Source organism: Ferrimonas sp. SCSIO 43195, from assembly GCF_023716685.1.
Classification (GTDB): Bacteria; Pseudomonadota; Gammaproteobacteria; order Enterobacterales; family Shewanellaceae; genus Ferrimonas; species Ferrimonas kyonanensis.
Map to the genome: position 1 here is coordinate 3412633 of NZ_CP072679.1, position 21208 is coordinate 3433840.

Below are 21208 nucleotides of genomic sequence, written 5' to 3' on the forward strand. Positions count from 1 at the left end.
TGTCGCCATAGCAACGCCGCGTTCACCCCAGCCAGGTGGCGCCAATGGCATGATGCCGGACTCAAGGCCTGCCGACACCATCCCTAGCCGTTACCAGAGAATCAGCGACAACAGATAGATAACGCCAATGGCGATGGCATTGATCAGAACACCGGCCCGCATCATCTCGCTCTGTTTAATGTAGCCAGCGCCAAACACAATGGCATTGGGCGGCGTCGCCACCGGCAGCATAAAGGCACAGGAAGCGGAGAAGGCAATCACCATCGACAGCATCACCGAGGAGATCCCCAGCGCCTCGGCGATGGAGGCAAACACCGGCACCAACAGCGCCGCACTGGCGGTATTACTGGCAAACTCGGTCAGCAATACCACAAACACCGTGGTGGCGAGCACAAACAGCGCCATGTGCGAAGAACCAAACAGGTCGGTGATCTGATGGGCCATAAACACACTGGTGCCGGTGGTCTTGAGCACCCCACTCAGGGTCAGGCCACCGCCGAACAGCAGCAGTACGCCCCAATCGGTGGTTTTTTCGATCTGCTTCCAGTTCACCAGTCGCAAGATCCCCAGGGCGCCGACGGCGCTCAGTGCCACGAAGGTATCGAACTTGGCGATGCCTCCCAGGGCCGCGCTCAGGGGCTTGGAGAAGATCCAGGCACTGACGGTCAGCATAAACACCAGCAGGGTACACTTACCGTTGGCCGTCAACCGTCCCGCCGCCGCGCGATAGCTGAAGCTCTGTTTCAGGTTCGGCTTAAGGAAGAAATACAGCGCACCGATGGCCAGTGGCCACAGCAGCAGAACCACCGCAATGCCGTACTCCATCCACTCGAAGAAGCTCAGTCCCACCTCTGCGGCGGCAATGGCGTTCGGTGGGCTACCGACGATGGTACCGATGCCACCGATATTGGCACTGTAGGCCACGCCCAACAGCACGAACACGTAGGTGCGGTGATTGTCCTCTTTATCCAGTTGCGACAACATCCCCAAGGCCAGTGGCAGCATCATCGCCGCCGTGGCGGTGTTACTGATCCACATCGACAGCAACGCCGTCACACTCAGCAGCATCAGGGTCGCCACCCCCAACCGGCCGCCGGCCATGTTAATCACCTTGCCGGCAATCAGCTTATCGATCCCCTGGGCATGCAAGGCCGCCGCCATGACAAAGCCACCAAAGAACAAAAAGATGATCGGGTTGGAGAAGTTGGCCATCGCCGCCGGCATGGAGAACACCCCGAGGGCCACCGCCAATACCGGCACCAGCAACGCAGTAATGCTGATGTGAATCGCCTCGGTGAGCCACAAAATGGCCACACAAACCAGCATTGCCAAGCCTTTGTTGATTTGGGCGTCAAACGGAAGCCAGGCAATCAGTGCGGCAAACAGCGCCACGTCTGCCAGCAAAATGGCCATCTTTCGGTCCATTAAGCTGCTAAAGAAGCCAGGCTCGGTCACGCCCTGTGACTGTGTGATGTCGGACATAAAATTCCCTTAAACCTAGAGTGTTTTTTATTAGATTAGGGGAGCAGAATGTGATCAAACAAGAGTCCGAATCCTGAAACTGAGTACCAAATTCCTCGGACCCACCGCACAGTGACAACGGAATTGAAAGTCGCCACAGTGAGCAGCAATGGCGTTATCACGGTGCGATTAGACCAAAGTCGAACTGTGACCACTTGTGATTTTCTTTCAAAAGTCCCGAGTTTTCAGATTTTTGTTGCTTACCCCAAAAACCAGGTTCGGGATCGTGATCACGAGCCATCGAGCACCACCGCCGATCCTGATCACAAAAAATCACACTGTGAGTTACAAAGATGACCTGTGACAATCACAAAAAGTCACCTTGATGCAGATAAAACTCGGCTAGCTTGTCCTAAGTGAGCACTCGGAGGTGCCCACCACCCTAAACCGACTGAAGGAATAAAGGACTATGCTAAAACTCTTTGTGTTTATGGCAGCGCTGATGGCTGCACCCGCCCTGGTATTCGCCGCCGACGAACCGGCCCCGTCACAGATGGACACGATCACCAACACCATCAACATCAACACCGCCGATGCCGAACAACTGGCCAGCGGCCTCAAGGGGGTGGGCACCAGTAAAGCCGAAGCCATTGTCGCCTACCGTGAACAGTACGGCCCGTTCACCGAGTTGGCACAACTGGCTGAGGTCAAAGGCATTGGTGAACAGATCATCACCGCCAATAATGACCGCATTCAATTCTGAACGCCGGCACGGCACGTGAGACTCTGTTTCAGCGATGGTCGTAACGGCCATCGCTTGTTGTGTCCGGCGGCTCGACGCAAGGGGATGAAATCCCCGCTCAAAACGAATAAGATCGCCAGCGGTATTCATACTCGACCCAAAGGACACAGCCCATGCAGACTCGCTCAGTCAAGAAAGCGGTCATTCCTGTAGCCGGACTTGGCACCCGCATGCTTCCCGCCACCAAGGCCATTCCTAAAGAGATGCTGCCGGTGGTGGACAAGCCTCTGATCCAGTATGTGGTCAAAGAGGCCATCGAAGCCGGCATCAAAGAGATTGTGTTGGTCACCCACGCCAGTAAGAACTCCATTGAGAACCACTTCGATACCAGCTTCGAACTGGAAGCCACGCTGGAAAAGCGGGTCAAGCGTCAGTTGCTGGACGAAGTCCAGGCCATCTGCCCCAAGGACGTCACCATCATGCATGTGCGTCAAGGGGAAGCCAAAGGGCTGGGTCACGCCATTATGTGTGCCAAACCCCTGGTGGGCGAAGCCCCGTTCGCCATCATCCTGCCCGATGTGCTGATCGATGACGTCGCCAGTGATCCGAAAAAAGACAACCTGGCCGACATGGTTAACCGCTACCAGCAAGACGGCATCAGTCAGATCATGGTGGAAGCGGTGCCCGAGCAGGAGGTGTCCAGCTACGGCGTGGCCGACATCAATGGCGTCACCCTGGCCGAAGGGGAGTCTGCCGCCATCAATGCCTTGGTGGAAAAGCCGGCGGTCGAAGACGCGCCATCAAACCTGGCGGTGGTAGGGCGTTACGTGCTGTCCGAGCACATCTGGCCACTGCTGAGCAAAACGCCTCCGGGCGCTGGCGACGAGATTCAACTGACCGACGCCATCGACATGCTGTTGGCACAAGAGCAGGTCAACGCCTACGCCATGAAGGGCTGCAGCCACGATTGTGGCAGCAAGCTGGGCTACATGATGGCCAATGTGGAATACGGCTTGCGCCACCCGTCATTAAAAGATGACTTTAAAACCTACCTGAAACAAGTGGTTGACCGTTTTTAACGGTATTTCTCCCTAAAACAGCGGCCTGGTGCCGCTGTTTTTGTCTGGCTCTGAGTCTATTCTTATACAGATAATGCTGTACACCTTAGCTGGGTGATCCTATGGAAGTTCTGACCTTTGCGCCTCGCCACAGTCACAAAGCTCAGCCGCTGTTTCTGTTTGGTATGGTCAACTTGCTGGCCGCTTTGGGCCTGCTGATTCAATTCGGCCGTCAATACCCGCTGGCCATTGTCTGGGTGCTGGCCTCCGCCGTTGCCCTGTCGGTGGCCATTGCCAACATGCGTCAGGCCCGTCACAGCCTGGTGGCCGACGACCGCGGCCTGTTGCTGCTGATTGAGCAAACGGTCATCCCCATCCACTGGCAACAACTGCAGCGACTGGATACCGTCCCCGAGCACCAGGCGTTAGGCATTCGGCTGAGACCCGATGCCCACGTCTGGCAGCAGCTCAGCAATCGCCAGCTTCGACGCTGGTGCCAACTGACTCAGCAGAGCCTCAAACTGTACGGCGTCGCCGCCATTACCGATGGCCTGTTGGAGCAACCCACCCTACTGAAGCAGCAGTGTTACCTGTCGGAGCAGCTGGCCCAGAGCAGCGGCTTTCACATCCTGCTGCACCAAAGCCAGTTCGACGAACCGTTAATCGACATCGCGAATAAGCTACGACAAGCGCGTCAACAGGCCCTGTCGCCTCGTCCGCCCCCTAAGCCAGCGTCGACTTAAGCCGCAGCCACAGCTGCCCCAGGTACTCGTGCAGCGCCCGCTCCGACGTCAGTAGGTTGTCGGCACTGAAATTCCACCAGCGCCCGGTTCGGCCTCGAAAGTCCGTCGGGGCAGCAAGTACGTCCACCCCCAACTGCTCAAACAGCATCATGGCTCTGGGCAGGTGCGCCGCCGAGCTCACCACGGCGACGGTTCCGCCGTTTACCAACTGAGCCAGCCCCTCGGCCTCTTCCTGAGTATCTTTGGCATGATCCAGGGTGCGAATTCGGCGGCGATCCACCCCCAGCATCTCCGCGGCATCGGCCATCACCTGGGCATGGGGACGCGACTGCATCCCTTTGGCGCCGCTGAGCACCAGCAGGCTGCCGGGGCTGGCCTCAACAATGCGCACCCCCTCGGTCAACCGCGCCAATGCCGTCGCCATCAACTGCTGCGTCGGCAGATCGCTGATTTGGTCATCGTGACCAAAGCCCAGCACCAACACCGCCGCCACCGGCTGACCGTGCCAGCGTGAATATTGCTGCTCCAACGGGGCCGTCAACGCCCGACTGCCGGGCGTCGAGCTCAGCGCCAGCAACAGCAGCGGCCCAGCCAGGAGCAAGCCTTTGCCCAGCCAAGGGCGTCGTTTTAGCTGCCACAGCCCGGCCAACACCAGAAACACGCACACCGGGATGGGCAACAGCAGCGCCGAGATCCCCTTCTTAATCCAGAATCCGATCACCTAGCGCCCCCACAACCAGGCCGCACCGCGAACGCCGGAGCTGCAACCATGCTGGTTCTTTCGAATGAGGGTGGCACACTCGCCTCCCAGCACCTGCTTAGACAGGCGGGCATTAAGGCTGGAATAGAGTTCATCGATGTTGGACAGGCCGCCACCGAGAACGATGACGTCGGGATCCAGAATGTTCACCACGTGCGCCAGGGCGCGGGACAATTGACCCAGGTAGCGCTCAAACACCTCACAGGCGGCGGGCTCCTGCTGCCGAACCCGGCTGATGATCTCGCTGCCGCTGAGCTGCTGCGAGGTTAACGCCTGGTACTGGCGGCTGAATCCGGTGCCAGAGACAAAGGTTTCGATGCAGCCGCTGCGGCCACAGAAACACTCCGGACCGGGAAACTCGTCGGCGCTCATCCACGGCAGCGGGTTGTGCCCCCACTCACCACTCAAGCCATTGCCCCCGGTCAGCGCCTTGCCGTCGACGGCGAGGCCGCCGCCACAACCGGTGCCCAGAATCACCCCAAATACCAACCCCTTGCCGGCACCGGCGCCATCGATGGCTTCTGACACCGCGAAACAGTTGGCGTCGTTGGCGATACGAACCGGCCGCGACAGTATGGCGGCCAGGTCCTGGTCCAGCTGTTGGCCATTAAGGCACAGGGAGTTGGCGTTCTTAACCCGACCGGTTTGTGGTGACAGCACGCCAGGAATGCCCACGCCGACGGTCCCGGTGAGGGTCAACGTGGCTTCCGCCCGCTGAACCAGAGTGGCAATGGCCTCTAAGGTAGCGGAATAATCGCCTCGCGGGGTGGCAACCCGTTCCCGCCACAACTGGTTTCCCTGCTCATCCAGCGCTATCCCTTCAATCTTGGTCCCGCCAAGATCGATGCCAATTCTCATGCTCGATTCCTGCTAATTCACAATGAGTCAGCATGATAGCAAAGATTTAAGATAAAGCTGTGAACCCGCTTGTGCCGGCATTCGCCGCAATTACAGCAGATTGCTGAACAACGCGATGATGATCAGGGCCGCAACGATGATGGTGATAATGGGGTAGAAAAGCCGATCCGGCAGCGCATAGCGGTTCCTTTGCCACAGCTTAGAGCCACTCATTTTTTTGCGGGGGCTTTTGTCGGGTTGAGTGCTGGTCATACTGGCCTCCTTCGCACCTGAGCGGACAGGAAACCGGATTCCGGGGAGGGTTCCGAACGCCTCCTGACCACCTGCCTTCAGTATATCAAACTAAAGATGAACCCTTGATGACAAACCAAAAAAAAACCACTCCAACAAAGGGAGTGGCGGTACTGAATCTGTAGCAAAGAAAAGGAGATGATGATGAAAACAAGCTTAAAGAAACTGTGTTTACTGTTAAGTCAGAGTACCCAGGCCACAGAAAGTTCAGCCAAAAGTGAAAAAAATCCACATTTGGCCGCTTGCATCGATTCAGAGGGGCGTTTACAGTCATCTTGGGTTCACTTGTGGATTAATTTTATAATTCTTATTAGATAGTTAAATTCTGGAGTCGCATTATGTACTACCAAACCGATGACGTACGCATCGATAAAATAAAAGAACTGCTACCCCCCATTGCGATTCTGGAACGATTTCCCCTGGACGACAACGCCGCCGCCACCGTCTATCAGGCCCGGCAATCCATCCACAATATGATGAACCGTCAGGACGACCGCCTGCTGGTGGTCATCGGCCCCTGTTCCATTCACGACCCCAAGGCGGCACTGGAATACGGCCGCAAGCTCAATGTGTTACGGGAAGAGCTCAAAGACGACCTCGAGATCGTCATGCGGGTCTACTTCGAAAAGCCCCGCACCACCGTCGGCTGGAAAGGGTTGATCAACGATCCGCTGCTGGACAACAGCTTCAAGCTTAACGACGGCCTGCGCACCGCCCGCAAGCTGCTGTTGGAGTTAAATCAGATGGGACTGCCGACCGCCGGTGAGTTCCTGGATATGATCACCCCTCAGTACGTGGCCGACCTGATGTGTTGGGGTGCCATCGGTGCCCGAACCACCGAGTCTCAGGTTCACCGTGAGCTGGCTTCCGGCCTCTCTTGCCCGGTGGGCTTTAAAAACGGTACCGATGGCACCATCAAAATCGCCATCGATGCCATCAACTCCGCCAACGCACCGCACCACTTCCTGTCGGTCACCAAGTATGGCCACTCGGCCATCGTGTCCACCACAGGCAACCAGGATTGCCACATCATCCTGCGCGGCGGCAAAAGCCCCAATTACCAGGCCGAGCAGGTGGCCGCCATTACCGAGCAGTTGCATCAGGCTGCCCTGCCCGCCAACATCATGATCGATTTCAGCCACGCCAACAGCGAAAAGCAGTTCAAGCGTCAGTTAGACGTGGCCGACAACGTGTGTGAGCAACTGGCCGCAGGCAACCAGAATATCTTCGGCGCCATGATTGAGAGTCACCTGGTGGAGGGACGCCAGGATCTCGCCACGCCCGACAGCCTGACTTACGGCCAGAGCATTACCGATGGCTGCATCGGCTGGGATGACAGTGAGTCGGTTCTCAGAACATTAGCTACTGCCGTGCGGGCCCGCCGTCAGCGCTAACTGCGATGGCCCCACCACCGAGTGGGGTCGTTGACGGCCACTTTCCCGACAGCAAAAAAAACGCCACCTCAAGGAGGTGGCGAGCAACAAAACTGTCAGGGAGATGATGATGAAACTAAATTCGTTACCTTTCAATAGAGTCCTCCGTTTCCTAAAAGTTCACGCCTCGAAGTAATTTTTTTAAATTTAATTAAAAATCCGAATCTTATGAAATTCCACAACGGCATTAATGCGCTTACCTGAACCGTTGGCAAAAAAAACGCCACCTCAAACAGGTGGCGAACATTAAGGAATTCAGGAGATGATGATGAAACCAAATTCGTTACAGAAATATAGAGTCGAACCGGTCGCCAAAGTTCCATAGCAACCCCCGTTTTTTTCTTCTCCTGTTCTCGCCCAATGCCAACCGCGCTCGCAGCCCCGCTGCCAGCGGGCAGAGGCGCCCTGACAGCGAGCAAAAAAAAACGCCATCTCAAGGAGATGGCGGAGAATAAGGAATTCTGAGAGATGATGATGAAACTAAATTCGTTACAGAGATATAGAGTCGCCGCCATCAGAAAAGTTCACCGGGTCAGAAAAAAAACCGACTTTTTTTATTGGCAACAAAATCCGGGCAAAAAAAAACGCCACCTCAAGGAGGTGGCGAAGAATACTTTATTCAAGGAGATGATGATGAAACTGAATTCGTTACCCTTATATAGAGCGGCAAAAACAACAAAAGTTCAGCCGTCATGAAAAAATCATCAATTTTTTCGCCCCTGGCTGAAACAGGAGCCAAAGGTCATTAAAATCAACATATTACAATCACCTGTCATTACAGCTTCCAGTCAGTTCAGCGGCGATGTCGTTACCACGTACCCGCTACCTCCCTGCAACGGCGCAAACCAGACGCCCTCATGTTCCCGGTACGACACCCCATCCACCGTCACGGCCCGGCTGTCTGCCGGCAATCGTTGCACCCGCTGTCCGAGTGCATACTCCGGAGCGGCTAACACCGGCTGGGGCTCACCAGGCAGCACCTGATAACTGCCTGCAGGAGGCTGAGCCACGTACACATAGCTGTCCCCCTGCTGACGATAATAGGCGTTATCGACAATGGCATAGGTCACTCCGGCGAACACCGCAAAGGTGGCGATCCTCGCCAACTCATGACGATGATAAGAGTAGTGGTTTCGATAGGGTTTATGGTGATACCCCGGCTTCACGACGATGACATTCTTGCCCTTATGGGCCTTCCCCGAATGAGGTTTGGCCTGCAGTGCCGGGCTGGCCAGTAGTGTGGCGGTCACAATCAGTGCGATAACACGTTGCATAGGTCCTCCTGAGTGCACCCTGTTAACGGTAAGCCTAACGCCGTCAACTTCAACCAACGTCAACCCAGGGTAAAGTCGGGTAAATTCCTCGCCTCACCGAACGGCGCAATCTGCTATGATCGGCGCCTCATCAGCTAACCGCTGCATTTTTCACTGCCAGTCGATCACTATGTCACTTTCACCGCAAAAACTCCGTCACGCCATCAATCGTCTGCCGCTTCCCTGCGAAGCCAGCCTGAACTACTACTATCTGCATGGCTTTATCAGCGCCGTTGTCTGTGCGCCGACGCCGGTATTACCCAGCCATTGGCTGGCGATTCTGCTGGGCCCGGAGCAGGCCCTGGATGACGATCTGAGTCCGGCGCTGGTGCAGTTGTATCAACAGGCCGCCGCGGCACTCAAAACTCAGGCTCTGGTACTGCCCAGCCAATGCCGCCTGCCCCAGGCTGAGCCACTGCGAGGCTTTGCCCCAGACTCGCCCCTGGCGCAGTGGGCCGCCGGGTTTGAGCACGGCCTGCCGCTGGTGATGGAGCAGCTGGATCATCAGGATCCCGATCTGCAGCCCACCATCGCAGCCTTTGCCAGCTATGGCTGCTTTTTTGCCAACCTGCATCAGGTCCAGGCCCACTGCCAACAAAACGGACTCGATGACGCGGCATTCATCGCCGAAGCCAGACAGGTTCGACGCCACCTGTGTGAAGTGATCAATCAGGCCGCCGCCCTGTTTCTGGGCCAACACCCGGACGCAGACAACCAGCTCATGGAGCATGAATCCCTGATTGAGCAACTGACGCTGCATACCGGCGACCTGCCCGAAGCGCTGTTGAACGAACTGCAGCCGCCCTCGCCACTGCTGGTAAAACTGGCTCAGGAGGAGTTGCAGCTGTTTGTGGATGCACCGCAAATCGATCTGAACAATCAGGACTACATCGGTCACTGGCACAGCCTGTGGTGCCTGGCTGACGCCAACGCCCATCAGGATGTTCGCGATGCCATCGATACCCTGCTGCGCTTTCACTGGCACACCGACAGCCCGATGGCCCGGCTGTTTGAGCACCACTATGCGGCGCTGGCTCAATGCCTGGGGCAGCTGTTCAATCAGGCGCCAGGGTACTTGATGGGCCTGTTGAAACAAGAGCAGCTCGATACTCAGGCGCGCAGCCTGTGCCTGGGCGCCCTCGCCTGGCTGCATCAGCAAGCGCAACTGACTGACGCCCGCCTCGGCGAGGCGTTATCACCGCTGCTCGGCGGTGCCGCCGCTCAGGCCAACGAGCTGCGCTCACTGGCCAGAGGCGTCGCCAAGCAGTTACCCCAGTCTCAGCAGAGCGCACTGGGAGGCCCCTGGCCGGATGCCTGTGGACCCAGTCTGCCCCAAGGCGGCTGGCCCGGCGCGACGACGCTGATCCAACAGCTGTTCCAGCGCTACCAGCAGGGTGATAAGCGCCCGGTGGACACCGAGCCAGACTCCACGATCACCGCGACTCACGGCAAAACCACTGGCCGAAACGATCCCTGCCCCTGCGGAAGTGGCAAGAAGTACAAAAAGTGCTGTGGCTAAGTGCATGAAGGCAAAAGAAGAAATAAAAAGGGCGAAAAAATATCGAAAAAGATGGGTAAAAATTTGAACTAACGCAGCAATGGAGACTCTGACCTTATGTAACAAATTTGAACTGAAATTTGTTTCATCATCATCTCCATTATATTTAACCACCTTTTTTAAGGTGGTTTTTTTTATCCGTCGCTGCGAGCGATGAAGTGCGGGTTAAGCACCGATGCCTTGCCGTTGTAACCCAGCGGCTGGTCATCCAGGGTACGAACGCTGCCTCCGGCCCCCTCCAGCACCGCGTGTGCCGCCGCAATGTCCCACTCGCTGGTCGGGCCCAACCTGGGGTACAGGTCCGCCTTGCCTTCGGCCAACAGACACAGCTTCAACGAACTGCCCACCTCAACCAATGACACCTTGGGGTAACGGCTTAACCACTGTGCCAATTCGGCCGAGGGGTGGGATCGACTGGTCACGACTCTGGGCACCGCACCGCACTGGCCACCGCTAATGGCCCGCAGACCGGACTCGTCTTCCAGCCAGGCCCCCAGATCCCGGCCACCACTGTAGAGTTTTCCCAGCGCCGGTGCCACCACCACCCCAAGCAACGGCACGCCTTGCTCGATCAGCGCGATATTGATGGTGAACTCGCCATTTTCGGCGATGAACTCCTTGGTGCCGTCGACCGGATCCAACAACCAATAGCGTTGCCACTGCCGCCGCAGCTCCCACGGCGCCAGACCGGCCTCCTCTGACAACACCGGCCAGGAGTTGCCCCAATCGCGGATGCCCTGAACCAGGGCCTGGTGACTGGCCAGATCCGCCTGAGTCAGCGGGCTGTCGTCTTGCTTATAGCGGGTCTGCGGCTGGCCATAATGGGCCATCGCCGCTTCCCCCGCCTGCCGGGCCACCACGATCATCTGTGACAGCAGCAGTTGCTGCTGATGCCGGTCTAAAGGTTCCAGGGTCATGAGGGCAAGATTCCACGTTGGGTCAGATAAGCCACCATCTTGTCAACGGCAGCCTCGGTGTCAAGTTGGTCGGTCCGTATGTGGATCTCCGCCTCATTCGGCGCCTCATAGTCGGAATCTATACCGGTAAAATTGGCAATTTCGCCGGCACGGGCCTTTTGATACAACCCTTTAGGATCCCGCTGCTCACACACCGCCAGCGGCGCGTCCACAAACACCTCGATAAACTGTCCGGCGGGCAGTGCCGCCCGGACCCGCTGCCGATCCGCCTGAAACGGCGAGATGAAAGCCGACAAACACAGGGTCCCGGCGCTGACGAACAGCTTCCCCACTTCGCCGATACGACGAATGTTCTCCTCACGATCGGCGTCACCAAAACCTAAGTCTTGATTCAGTCCCAACCGCACGTTGTCCCCATCCAACAGAAAACTGTGCACCCCCATGGCAATCAGGCGCCGCTCCAGGGCGTTGGCCAGCGTCGACTTGCCCGAGCCACTCAGGCCGGTGAACCACAATAGGGCACTGCCGTGGCCCTTAAGTTGTTGCCGTTGTTCTGGCGTTACCGCGTGGTCATGCCAGGTCAGGTTGTTGGTCATACTCACCTCAAAATGGAAAAAACAGCGGCGTAGTCAGCAGCACCGCCGCGCTGTAGGCCAGCGACATGGGCAGCCCCAGCCTCAGATAATCACGCTTACGATAATCGCCCAGGCTCATCACCATCAGGTTGGTCTGATAACTGAACGGGCTGATAAAGCTGGCACTGGCCCCATAGGCAACCGCCATCACAAACGGCATAGCGCTGACCCCGAAGGCGTCTGCCAACCCCAGCGCCAATGGCAACGCCAGCGCGGCGGCGGCGTTGTTGGTCATCAGTTCGGTCAGAATCAGCGCCACCAGGTAGACCCCGACAAACGCCACCATCACCCCCTGACCATTGAACAGTTGATGCAGCCAGTTGGAAGCCACCAACGCCAGACCGGACTGCAACACACTGTCGGCGATGGCCAGGGCCCCGGTGATGATCATCCAGATCTCAAACGGAAAACGCTGGCGAACGTCCTGGCCGCTGAGCACGCCGCTGGTGAGCATCAGCATCAGCAGTACCGCCAGCCCGGCAACCAACTCAATGGCTCCGAAAGCACTCAGCGCCAGCACCGACACAAAGCCGCCGATGGCGATCCACTCCTGCAACGGGGTCAGGGTGGCAGACAACTGGGCATTGCCAATCACAAAGAAGTTTCGACTGACGCGGGAGTGATCAAACCCCTGCCCCACCGCCAGCACCAGCACATCACCCGCCTGAATCGGGATCTGGCCCAGCTTGCCGGATAAACGTTCGCCCCGGCGTCGCATCGCCACCACCGCCGCATCGAACCGGGCCCGAAACTCTACCGATTTCAGGGTTTGGCCGACGATGGCGGAGGTCGGGCTGACAATCACCTCGGTCAGGGTACGATCCAACTGCCCCTGCGCCGAGGCGAACAGGGTCAGGCCGCGGAACCGCTGCAGCACAGTGACCCGCCGAACATCGCCGCAAAACACCAGCTTGTCGCCAGCCTCCAGCACCGTGTCCGGACTCAGCGGCGAGATCAGCCTCTGCCCCCGAACCACTTCAGCCAAAAACAGTCCCTCCAAGGCGCGCAGGCCGTTGGCCTGCACCGAGCGCCCCACCAGCGGACTGTCCGGTTGCACCTTGGCTTCAATAAAGTAGGGATCCTCCTGCTGGGCCTGACGCGGATGGCGAGGCAGCCAGGCCGACAGCAGCACCAGTAACACCAGTCCCACCGAACACGCCACCAGCCCCACCGGCAAAAAATCAAACAGCGCCAGCGACGGCTTACCGGCCTCCACCAGAAAGCTGTTCACAATCAGGTTGGTGGAGGTGCCCACCAGGGTCAGGGTGCCACCGAGGATGGCCGCATACGACAGCGGTAACAGCAGCCGTGACGGCGAGTGATCCGGGTTGCTGTGCACCCGCCCCATCAAGGCCGCCACCACCGCGGTGTTATTCAGAAACGCCGACGACACCATGGTACCGGCCCCCATTCGCATCAGGGTGCTGGCGTAGGAACGGCGAAACAGGAACTGACTGAGCCAGGCCAGCAGACGGGTCTTCTCGATGCCTGCCGACACCAGCAGCAACAGCAGCAGGCTGATGACCGCCGGATTGGCCGCCAGAGTCAACAGCCGGGCCACGTCCAGCTGCTGCATCAACACCAGGGCGATGGCAGTGCCGCTGAACAACAGCACTGGCCTCAGGCGGGTAAACACCAGCCCGAAGAACATCGACACTGCCAGAGCCAGCAACTGACCATGGATCAGGGTCATTAGCGACGTCCGCTGTCAGCCAGTGCCTTCAGATCCAACGCATTCCAATGAGGGAAATGCTTACGCACCAATGCATTCAGCTCCAGCTCAAAGGCGGAGTAGTCCGCGGTCACGGCCTGAGTGTCGGCCGACTCCAGCACCATGCCCGCGGCAACCGTGCCGTTGCTGATGGGGTCAATCAGGATAAACGAGCCGGTATCACGCTGGTCTCGATAGGGGTCTATCGGCAACGGCTGTTCGGTTTGCAATCGAATCTGGCCGATGGCGTTGAGTGCCAACTGCTCGGTTTGGCGTTCACTCCAATCGTGAATGTCCACCTGATGATCGATGGCCGACACCTTTGCCCGTACCGTGGAGGTGGCCAGCTTCAGGCGATAATCCCGCCCCGGTTGCAGCGGCGTCTCCGACATCCACACCACCCTCGCCGTGAAGCTGTCGGACAGTGGCACCGAATCCGCCGCATGAACCAGCCAGTTGCCGCGGCTGACATCAATCTCACGATCCAGAGTCAGGGTGACCGCTTCACCGGCTTGCGCCTGACTGACGTCACCGCCGAACTGATGGATTCCTGCCACCCGGGCGGTCTTGCCCGATGGCAGCACCTGCAACTCATCGCCCACCCGCACCACACCGGCGCTGATGGTGCCGGCAAAGCCTCGAAAATCGAGGTTGGGCCTGGCCACCATCTGTACCGGCAACCGGAACGGCCGCGCCGCGGCTTCATCTGCCGGCAAAGCCTGCTCCAGCAATGCCAACAAGCTCGGGCCCTGATACCAAGGCATGGCCGCACTCAACGAGGCGACGTTGTCCCCTTCCAACGCCGACATCGGCACATAATCGATGCGCTCGAACCCCAGTGATTCTGCCATCTGAGCATACTGCGCCGAGATGGCGTCAAACACCGACTGGTCGTACGCTTTGAGATCCATCTTGTTGATGGCGACCACTATCTGCTTGATCCCCAACAACGACACCAGGAAGCTATGACGACGAGTCTGCTCCAGCAGGCCATAACGGGCATCCACCAGAATAATGGCCAGATCCGCCGTCGATGCACCGGTGGCCATGTTGCGGGTGTACTGTTCGTGACCCGGCGTATCGGCGATGATGAACTTACGTTTGTCGGTGGAGAAGTAGCGGTAGGCCACATCAATGGTGATCCCCTGTTCGCGCTCCGCCTGCAGGCCATCCACCAACAGGGCCAAATCCGGGCGTTCCCCGGTGGTGCCGCTGCGACGGCTCTGCTGGTTCACCGCCTCCAACTGGTCGTCGTACAACGCCTTGGTGTCGTGCAGCAGTCGCCCGATCAGGGTGCTCTTGCCGTCGTCGACACTGCCGCAGGTGATGAACCTCAGCAGCGCCTTGTTTTCATGTTGGGCCAGGTATTCCGTTACCCGTTGGGTAACGCTGGATGCGTGGGTGGACATAGTTAACTCCTGTATCTCAAACCTGGCCTAGAAATAGCCTTCCATCTTCTTCTTCTCCATCGAGCCGGCACTGTCGCGGTCGATGACCCGTCCCTGGCGTTCTGAGGTCGTCGCCAGCAACATCTCTTCGATGATGCCCGGCAGAGTGTCCGCCTCAGATTCCACCGCCCCGGTGAGGGGATAACACCCCAGGGTGCGAAAACGCACGCTGCGCAGTTGCGGGGTTTCCCCGTCTTCCAGGGGCATGCGATCGTCGTCCACCATAATCAAGCTGCCGTCCCGCTCCAGCACCGGCCGCGGCTTGGCCAGGTACAGCGGCACAATCTCAATCTGCTCGCGGTAGATGTACTGCCAGATATCCAGCTCGGTCCAGTTGGACAGTGGAAACACGCGAATGCTTTCACCGGGATGCACCTTGGCGTTGTAGAGATTCCACAATTCGGGGCGTTGATTTTTAGGATCCCAGCGGTGGTTTTTATCCCGGAACGAGTAAACTCGCTCCTTGGCCCGGGAGGCCTCTTCATCCCGACGAGCACCGCCAAAGGCGGCATCGAAACCGTGCTGATCCAGCGCCTGCCTTAACCCCTGAGTTTTCATGATGCCGGTATGCAGGGCACTGCCATGAACAAAGGGATTGATGGCCATCTCCAGCCCCTGCGGGTTCTTATGCACCAGCAGGTCAAACCCGTGTTCACGGGCCATGCGATCGCGAAACTCAATCATCTCCTTGAACTTCCAATCGGTGTCCACGTGCAGCAGCGGAAACGGAATCTTCCCCGGGTAAAACGCCTTGCGCGCCAGATGCAACAGCACCGACGAGTCTTTGCCGATGGAGTACAGCATCACCGGGTTTTCAAACTCGGCCGCCACTTCGCGGAAGATGTGGATGCTCTCCGCTTCGAGGCGATCCAGGTGAGTCAGGGGCTGTGGTTGTGACATCCTTGCGTCCTATTCAACGTTTTTCTGCCATTTAGTGAACGCCACAACCGCGATTTCAACAATTCAACTTCGGACTTTCATATAACCAAAACGGATTAATAGACACAACAACCAATCAAATTGGAATAAGGAGGGAATTTATCGTTCCACCGGGGAGGCAGAATCTGGCCGTTACACTATCCTTAAATCAGGATAGTCGGCTTTTGGTGTGAGCAAAGGCCGAACATTTGACGCAAATAACTGAAGTAACGGAAACAATGCCGCAGTTCGGCCTGACACCACCCCGGTTACACGGATCGTAACCGCCAGCACCGATCTGAGGTTGGAGGCAAGGATGCTCACCGATCGTACCTTTCTGATCATCGATCACTCGACCGATTTTATCGGGCTGGTGCGCTCGATCCTGCTCGATGCAGGAGCCAGCCACCCCAACATCACCAGCACCTCAGACACCCTCAAGGCGCTGCGACTGGTTCGCCAGCACCAGTACGATGCGGTGCTGTGTGGCTTCGACCCGGAGCGGCGGGTCGATGGCGGCCTGATTCTGGATGAGCTTCGCCATCATCAACACCTGTGTGGCAACGGCGCCTTCCTGTTTATCAGCGATGACCACAGTCGCGAAACGATCAGTCAATGCCTGGCCATGGAGCCGGATGACCTGCTGCTCAAGCCGTTCCGCTACCAGGAGCTGGAGCGACGGCTGATGCTGGCGTTGCAGCGCCGCCAACAGCTGTCTGAGCTGCATCAGGCCCTGGCGGATCAAGCCTACGGCGCGGCGCTGCACCTGACCCTGAGGCTAAGACGTACCTTTCCTCAGCACACGCCGTTCCTGGACCGGACCCACGGCAACTGTTTGCTACAGCTACGCCGATTTAGCGAAGCCCTGACCTTCTACCGTCACCACAGCCAGCGCAGTGATAAGGTCTGGCCACGCATCGGCGCCGGCCAGGCGCTGATCGGGCTGCAGCGTTTCGAGGACGCCACCCACATCTTTAATGAGCTGCAGCGCCGCGGTCCGTTTGAACCGGCAGCGCAACAGGGGCTGACCCAATCGGCCCTGCACCAGGATGCCTGTTCCGATGCCCTGAGCGCCATGACCCGACTGCAACGGCTGTGTCCGGCCGATCCTGGCTACCAGGTCATCATCGCCGACCTTCACGCCCAGCAAGGCGACTTCTGTGCCGCCGCCCATCACTATGACGATTACCTGGCACGGGTAAAAGGCAGCCACCGCTTTTCTCCAGAGCTGCAGATCCACGCCAACCTGTGCCGCTTGTTTGCCGCCCTTGCCGAGACCAGCCCGGCCCGGCGCCACAGCCTCATCGCCCAGAGCCTGAAACAGATCGCCCAGCTGAGCCAGGGCAGCGTTTGCCAACCCGGGCTGGAAAGCGGTCTCAAAGTGGCCGCAGCCCTGGCGGCACTGGTCGAGGGGCAACTGGATCACTGCGTGATGATCATGCAGGTGTTGGGCCCCGATACCCACCCTCACCCCAACTTCTATACCCAATTAAACAGCGCCAAGCTGTTTGCCCTGTGCGGCCTGACGGAACGGTTTGAGCAGGGCATTGAGCTGGCTCGAGTCACGGCCGAAGCGCAGCCGGATCCCACCCTCAGGCTCAGCCAGCTGGCATTGCTGGCCGCATACCGCCAGAACATGCAAGCCCGGCTGACACAAGGAGCACGGTTGGCCGATGTGGCGCTGGGTCACCACAAGGCACAGCGTTACCACCTGGCCTACGAGCGCGCCTGTCGAGCCTTCTTTCTGGTGCCCATGTACCCATCACTGAGCCTGATGTTGCTGGAGCAGGCCTCGGCAGCCCCGCCCCCCTGGATGGACAGCGTGACCGCCCGGCAGATGCTGGATGCCGCCCACTGGCTGTACCGCAGCCGCCACAACGAGCCAGCCCTGCGGGAACGGGCAGCCGTCCTGTATCAGCGAGCCATCGCCCACCTGGCCGAGCCCCCCCAGCCGAACCACTACCAGGATTCCGCGGCGCGCCTGGCCTGAGCCTGTCCGCACCTGCCTTTGTGCACCCCATCATGCAAGTCACTATTAACCCCCCTTGTCAGGGGTGGTATGATGGCCGATTGCACCCTGTTACCCGGCTGATCACTGAATGCTTTTATTCCGTCTAACTGATGTGGAAAACAACTTCGACGACGCGACCTTTAACCGAGGCAAACGCTACTTCGAGGAGGAGATGGTCCTGCAAGCCGAGCTGGGCCCTGGCGGCAACTCGGTCCATGGCACCACCCTGGGCCGACGGGACAACCAGTACGACACCAGCATTGAAATCAAAAAGCGCGGCGACCGCTGCACCCTGGAGAGCTTCTGCAACTGCCCGGTCTCTTCACAATGCAAGCACGCCGTGGCCCTGTTGCTGACCATCTTGGATCAACACCATGGCCACCAGGATCGTTATCAGGCCTGGCTGGAAAAATTCTCTGCCGTCCACCCCCCCAAGCCACAGCCCGCCCCGCCGGAGTCGCCGTTGGTGGGCCGCTTTCGAGTGGCACCGTCGTTAACCCGCAACGCCAGCGTCGGCGAGTCGATCGTGGTGGAAGTGGGCAACTGCCGACGACTGAAGCGCGGCGGATTCAGCAAATTTACCGCCAAACAGTTGTTCAACGTTGCCGCTCACTACGGCGATGGCTGGGCCAACGACGATGTGGTCACCTACAGCCGGCTGCTGCTGGCAACCCGAGGCAACACCTGGTATCGCTACGCCCATCTGGAAACGGATCTGGATCGCTATACCTATCAGAAGCTGCTGGATCAGCAGTTGGCATTCTGGGATCAACCCAACCAGACCCTGACCCAGGGCCCGGTCCAGACCCTGAACTTCCGCTGGGAGCACCACACCGATTACCAGCTGCACTCGCAACTGCAGTGCGGCGCGCCCTGGGTACTGGTGCCCTTCTCCCAGCCCTGGTACATCAACCTCGACGACTTCAGCTCCGGGCCGCTGGAGACCGAACTCTCCACCGAGGTGCTGTTCTGCCTGCAGCGACTGCCGGCGCTCCCCAGGGAGCAAGCCCGCCATTTTGGCGACACCATCGCCCTGCAGTTCAATGAACACACCCTGCCGCACCCGATTCAAACCGAGTACCAGCAGATTGAGGCGCCACTGACACCGGTGCTGAAACTGGTGCCCAGCGACGAAGGCATTCAGAGTTTTTTCTGGCTGCAGTACGACCAATTGCCATTGCCGAAAGAGGTCACTCAGCGGCCAACCCAGACCCGCTTCAGCAACGATCACGGCCACTGGCAGATTCAGCGCGACAGCGAGGCTGAACAGGCTGCGGTCGAACTGTACCAGCAACTGCAGCTGTCGGAGTTCGAACACGGCGGCGAGCTGGCCCCACAAGTGGCGTCGGCCGCCTATCTGAAGCTGGCCACCGCCGCCACCGATCTCTCCTTCTGGCAGAAGCTGCTCAGCCAGTTTCAGGGACCGATGAACCAGCAGCAGTGGCAGCTGCAAATTGACCCGTCATTGCCGTTGCTGCCCCATGAAATTCCCGCCTTTGATCTGATCATCGAAGAGGACGACTCCTGGTTTAACCTAGGGCTGTCGGTGGAGATTGACGATCAGCAGGTGGAACTGCTGCCGCTGCTGCTGACCTGGCTGGACCACAACAGCGACTGGCGCGGCGATAACAACCCGATTCTGCTGCACCGTGACGGGGCGATGCCGCTGCGCATTGCCAACCGCAGCATTCGACCGGTGCTGGCAATTCTGGAGGAGCTGGCTAACCCCAGTGGCGATCGCATTCGCCTGCCCAGCCATCAGGCCGGACTGCTGGAACAGCTGCCTCGCCAGGGCCGATGGATTGGCGGCGAGCGCATTCAACAACTGGCCCACAAACTCAACCACTTCAGTGGCATCGAGACCGTCGAGCCCCCCGAAAACCTGCATGCCACCCTGCGCCCTTACCAACAGCAGGGATTGGACTGGCTGGCCTTTCTGCATCAATACGGCTTTGGCGGTGTGCTTGCCGATGACATGGGCCTGGGGAAAACCCTGCAGACGCTGGCGCACCTGCAGCGGCTTAAACAGCGGGATCAACTGCCTCACCCGGCCCTGCTGGTGTGCCCCACCAGCCTGATCAGCAACTGGCGCAGCGAGTCGCAACGCTTCTGTCCGGATCTGTCGGTACTGGTGCTGCACGGCCAGGAGCGCCACCGCCATTTCGATACCCTGGGCGAGTTCGATCTGATCATCACCACCTATGGTCTGGTCGGTCGGGACATCGAGCTGTTTGCCAGCCTCAATTTCAGCCTGGCCATCCTCGATGAGGCGCAAGCCATCAAGACCCCGGGGGCCAAGATCACCAAGGCGGTAAAACAGCTTAACGCTGGCCAACGCCTGTGCCTGACAGGCACTCCGATGGAGAATCACCTCGGGGAACTGTGGTCGCTGTTCGATTTCGTGATGCCATCCTTCCTCGGCAGCGAAGGCCAGTTCAGCCGCTATTACCGCAAGCCCATCGAAAAAGAGGGCAACCTGGATCTGAAGAAGGAACTGCTGACCCGCCTGGCGCCGTTTTTGTTGCGCCGCACCAAGAGTGAGGTAGCACAGGAACTGCCGGCCAAGACCGAGATGGTGCAGACCATTCCCTTACCGCCTCAGCAGCGGATACTGTACGAAGGGGTTCGAGTGGCCATGGAAGCCCGGGTGCGGGAGTTGCTCAGCAGAAAAGGAATGGCCAAAAGCCAGATCGAATTTCTCGATGCCCTGCTGAAGTTACGGCAGATCTGCTGCGACCCACAACTGGTGAAACTGGAACAGGCGGCGCTGGTGCAGGAATCGGCCAAGCTCGACTTCCTAATGGAGATGCTGCCGCCGATGCTGGAGGAGGGCCGACGAGTGCTGATCTTCTCTCAGTTCACCCAGATGCTGGCGCTGATCGAAGCGCGACTGGAGCAACAGGGCATCCCCTTTGCCAAGCTCACCGGTCAGACCCGCAAGCGCGAGCAAGCCATCGACAGCTTCCAGAATGGCGAGGTGCCGGTGTTCCTGATCTCCCTCAAGGCCGGCGGCGTGGGCCTGAACCTGACCGCGGCAGACACGGTGATCCACTACGATCCCTGGTGGAACCCGGCGGCGGAAAACCAGGCTACCGACCGCGCCTACCGCATCGGTCAGGACAAGCCGGTGTTTGTCTACAAGCTGATCTGCGAACAAACCATCGAAGAGCGGGTCATGGAGTTGCAGCAGCAGAAACAGGCGCTGGCAGACAGCATCTACGACAAGGATGCCCAGGATCTTGGCAGCAGCCTCACCGGCGACCAGTTGCTGAGCCTGTTCGATACCCCGCTGCCTCAGCCGGAGTAGCCAACAAAAAGCCCCGCAATGCGGGGCTTTTTTAGGGGGGGTGA

At 58.7% G+C, this 21208-nt stretch carries 18 protein-coding genes; 8 read left to right on the forward strand and 10 right to left on the reverse strand.

The window, feature by feature from the left end:
* Nucleotides 1–90 precede the first annotated feature (90 nt).
* A complete protein-coding gene (locus tag J8Z22_RS15805; RefSeq protein WP_245595566.1) occupies nucleotides 91–1425 on the reverse strand; it encodes a DASS family sodium-coupled anion symporter in 1335 nt (444 codons plus the stop codon).
* Between the two features lie 505 nt (nucleotides 1426–1930).
* Here J8Z22_RS15805 and J8Z22_RS15810 point away from each other — a divergent pair.
* From J8Z22_RS15810 to J8Z22_RS15820, 3 genes are all read left to right on the forward strand, one after another.
* On the forward strand, nucleotides 1931–2224 hold the full coding sequence (locus tag J8Z22_RS15810) for a helix-hairpin-helix domain-containing protein (RefSeq protein WP_028112202.1): 294 nt from the start codon (nucleotides 1931–1933) through the stop codon (nucleotides 2222–2224).
* A 152-nt stretch (nucleotides 2225–2376) separates the two neighbouring features.
* A complete protein-coding gene (galU, locus tag J8Z22_RS15815; protein WP_028112201.1) occupies nucleotides 2377–3282 on the forward strand; it encodes a UTP--glucose-1-phosphate uridylyltransferase GalU in 906 nt (301 codons plus the stop codon).
* Nucleotides 3283–3383: 101 nt separating this feature from the next.
* The gene (locus tag J8Z22_RS15820) at nucleotides 3384–4004 is read left to right on the forward strand and encodes a hypothetical protein (RefSeq protein ID WP_028112200.1); all 621 of its coding nucleotides are present in this window, start codon (nucleotides 3384–3386) and stop codon (nucleotides 4002–4004) included.
* On the opposite strand, the gene J8Z22_RS15825 is transcribed toward J8Z22_RS15820, so the two are convergent.
* The 3 genes from J8Z22_RS15825 to J8Z22_RS15835 all read right to left on the reverse strand — a co-directional run bounded on the left by J8Z22_RS15825 (nucleotide 3985) and on the right by J8Z22_RS15835 (nucleotide 5874).
* The gene (locus J8Z22_RS15825) at nucleotides 3985–4725 is read right to left on the reverse strand and encodes an ElyC/SanA/YdcF family protein (RefSeq protein ID WP_252007030.1); all 741 of its coding nucleotides are present in this window, start codon (nucleotides 4723–4725) and stop codon (nucleotides 3985–3987) included. The two genes, J8Z22_RS15820 and J8Z22_RS15825, sit on opposite strands and share 20 nt — an antisense overlap.
* Nucleotides 4726–5622, reverse strand: a complete 897-nt coding sequence (gene mak, locus J8Z22_RS15830) for a fructokinase (RefSeq protein WP_252007031.1) — start codon at nucleotides 5620–5622, stop codon at nucleotides 4726–4728.
* 90 nt (nucleotides 5623–5712) lie between these two features.
* On the reverse strand, nucleotides 5713–5874 hold the full coding sequence (locus J8Z22_RS15835; RefSeq protein ID WP_156896946.1) for a hypothetical protein: 162 nt from the start codon (nucleotides 5872–5874) through the stop codon (nucleotides 5713–5715).
* A gap of 377 nt (nucleotides 5875–6251) precedes the next feature.
* Between J8Z22_RS15835 and aroG the strand changes: the two genes are divergently transcribed.
* Nucleotides 6252–7307: a 3-deoxy-7-phosphoheptulonate synthase AroG gene (gene aroG, locus J8Z22_RS15840; RefSeq protein WP_028112197.1), complete on the forward strand. Its 1056-nt coding sequence runs from the start codon at nucleotides 6252–6254 to the stop codon at nucleotides 7305–7307.
* A 507-nt stretch (nucleotides 7308–7814) separates the two neighbouring features.
* Entirely contained in the window at nucleotides 7815–8042 is a 228-nt protein-coding gene (locus J8Z22_RS15845; protein WP_252007032.1) for a hypothetical protein, read from the forward strand.
* Nucleotides 8043–8134: 92 nt separating this feature from the next.
* Here the strand turns inward: J8Z22_RS15845 and J8Z22_RS15850 are convergent, their stop codons facing one another.
* Complete coding sequence (locus J8Z22_RS15850; protein ID WP_252007033.1) at nucleotides 8135–8620, reverse strand: hypothetical protein; 486 nt, start codon at nucleotides 8618–8620, stop codon at nucleotides 8135–8137.
* 169 nt (nucleotides 8621–8789) lie between these two features.
* On the opposite strand from J8Z22_RS15850, the gene J8Z22_RS15855 reads away from it, so the two are divergent.
* Complete coding sequence (locus tag J8Z22_RS15855; protein WP_169629221.1) at nucleotides 8790–10178, forward strand: UPF0149 family protein; 1389 nt, start codon at nucleotides 8790–8792, stop codon at nucleotides 10176–10178.
* 173 nt (nucleotides 10179–10351) lie between these two features.
* Here the strand turns inward: J8Z22_RS15855 and cysQ are convergent, their stop codons facing one another.
* From cysQ to cysD, 5 genes are read right to left on the reverse strand one after another with little or no spacing between them, the layout of a single operon-like run.
* Nucleotides 10352–11134 (reverse strand): 3'(2'),5'-bisphosphate nucleotidase CysQ, encoded by a 783-nt coding sequence (cysQ, locus tag J8Z22_RS15860; RefSeq protein WP_252007034.1) that lies wholly within the window; start codon nucleotides 11132–11134, stop codon nucleotides 10352–10354.
* Nucleotides 11131–11730 carry an adenylyl-sulfate kinase gene (gene cysC, locus J8Z22_RS15865; RefSeq protein WP_051252467.1) on the reverse strand — a complete coding sequence of 200 codons (600 nt, stop codon included), beginning with the start codon at nucleotides 11728–11730 and terminating at the stop codon, nucleotides 11131–11133. Before cysC ends, cysQ begins: the two co-directional genes overlap by 4 nt.
* Nucleotides 11731–11737: 7 nt before the next feature.
* Nucleotides 11738–13462, reverse strand: a complete 1725-nt coding sequence (locus tag J8Z22_RS15870) for an SLC13 family permease (RefSeq protein ID WP_028112193.1) — start codon at nucleotides 13460–13462, stop codon at nucleotides 11738–11740.
* Nucleotides 13462–14889: a sulfate adenylyltransferase subunit CysN gene (cysN, locus tag J8Z22_RS15875; protein ID WP_028112192.1), complete on the reverse strand. Its 1428-nt coding sequence runs from the start codon at nucleotides 14887–14889 to the stop codon at nucleotides 13462–13464. Before cysN ends, J8Z22_RS15870 begins: the two co-directional genes overlap by 1 nt.
* A gap of 27 nt (nucleotides 14890–14916) precedes the next feature.
* Entirely contained in the window at nucleotides 14917–15828 is a 912-nt protein-coding gene (gene cysD, locus J8Z22_RS15880; protein WP_252007035.1) for a sulfate adenylyltransferase subunit CysD, read from the reverse strand.
* Nucleotides 15829–16162: 334 nt separating this feature from the next.
* On the opposite strand from cysD, the gene J8Z22_RS15885 reads away from it, so the two are divergent.
* Together J8Z22_RS15885 and J8Z22_RS15890 are read left to right on the forward strand one after the other, a co-directional pair.
* Nucleotides 16163–17836 (forward strand): response regulator, encoded by a 1674-nt coding sequence (locus J8Z22_RS15885; RefSeq protein ID WP_252007036.1) that lies wholly within the window; start codon nucleotides 16163–16165, stop codon nucleotides 17834–17836.
* A gap of 109 nt (nucleotides 17837–17945) precedes the next feature.
* Nucleotides 17946–21164 carry a DEAD/DEAH box helicase gene (locus J8Z22_RS15890; protein ID WP_252007037.1) on the forward strand — a complete coding sequence of 1073 codons (3219 nt, stop codon included), beginning with the start codon at nucleotides 17946–17948 and terminating at the stop codon, nucleotides 21162–21164.
* Nucleotides 21165–21208 lie beyond the last annotated feature (44 nt).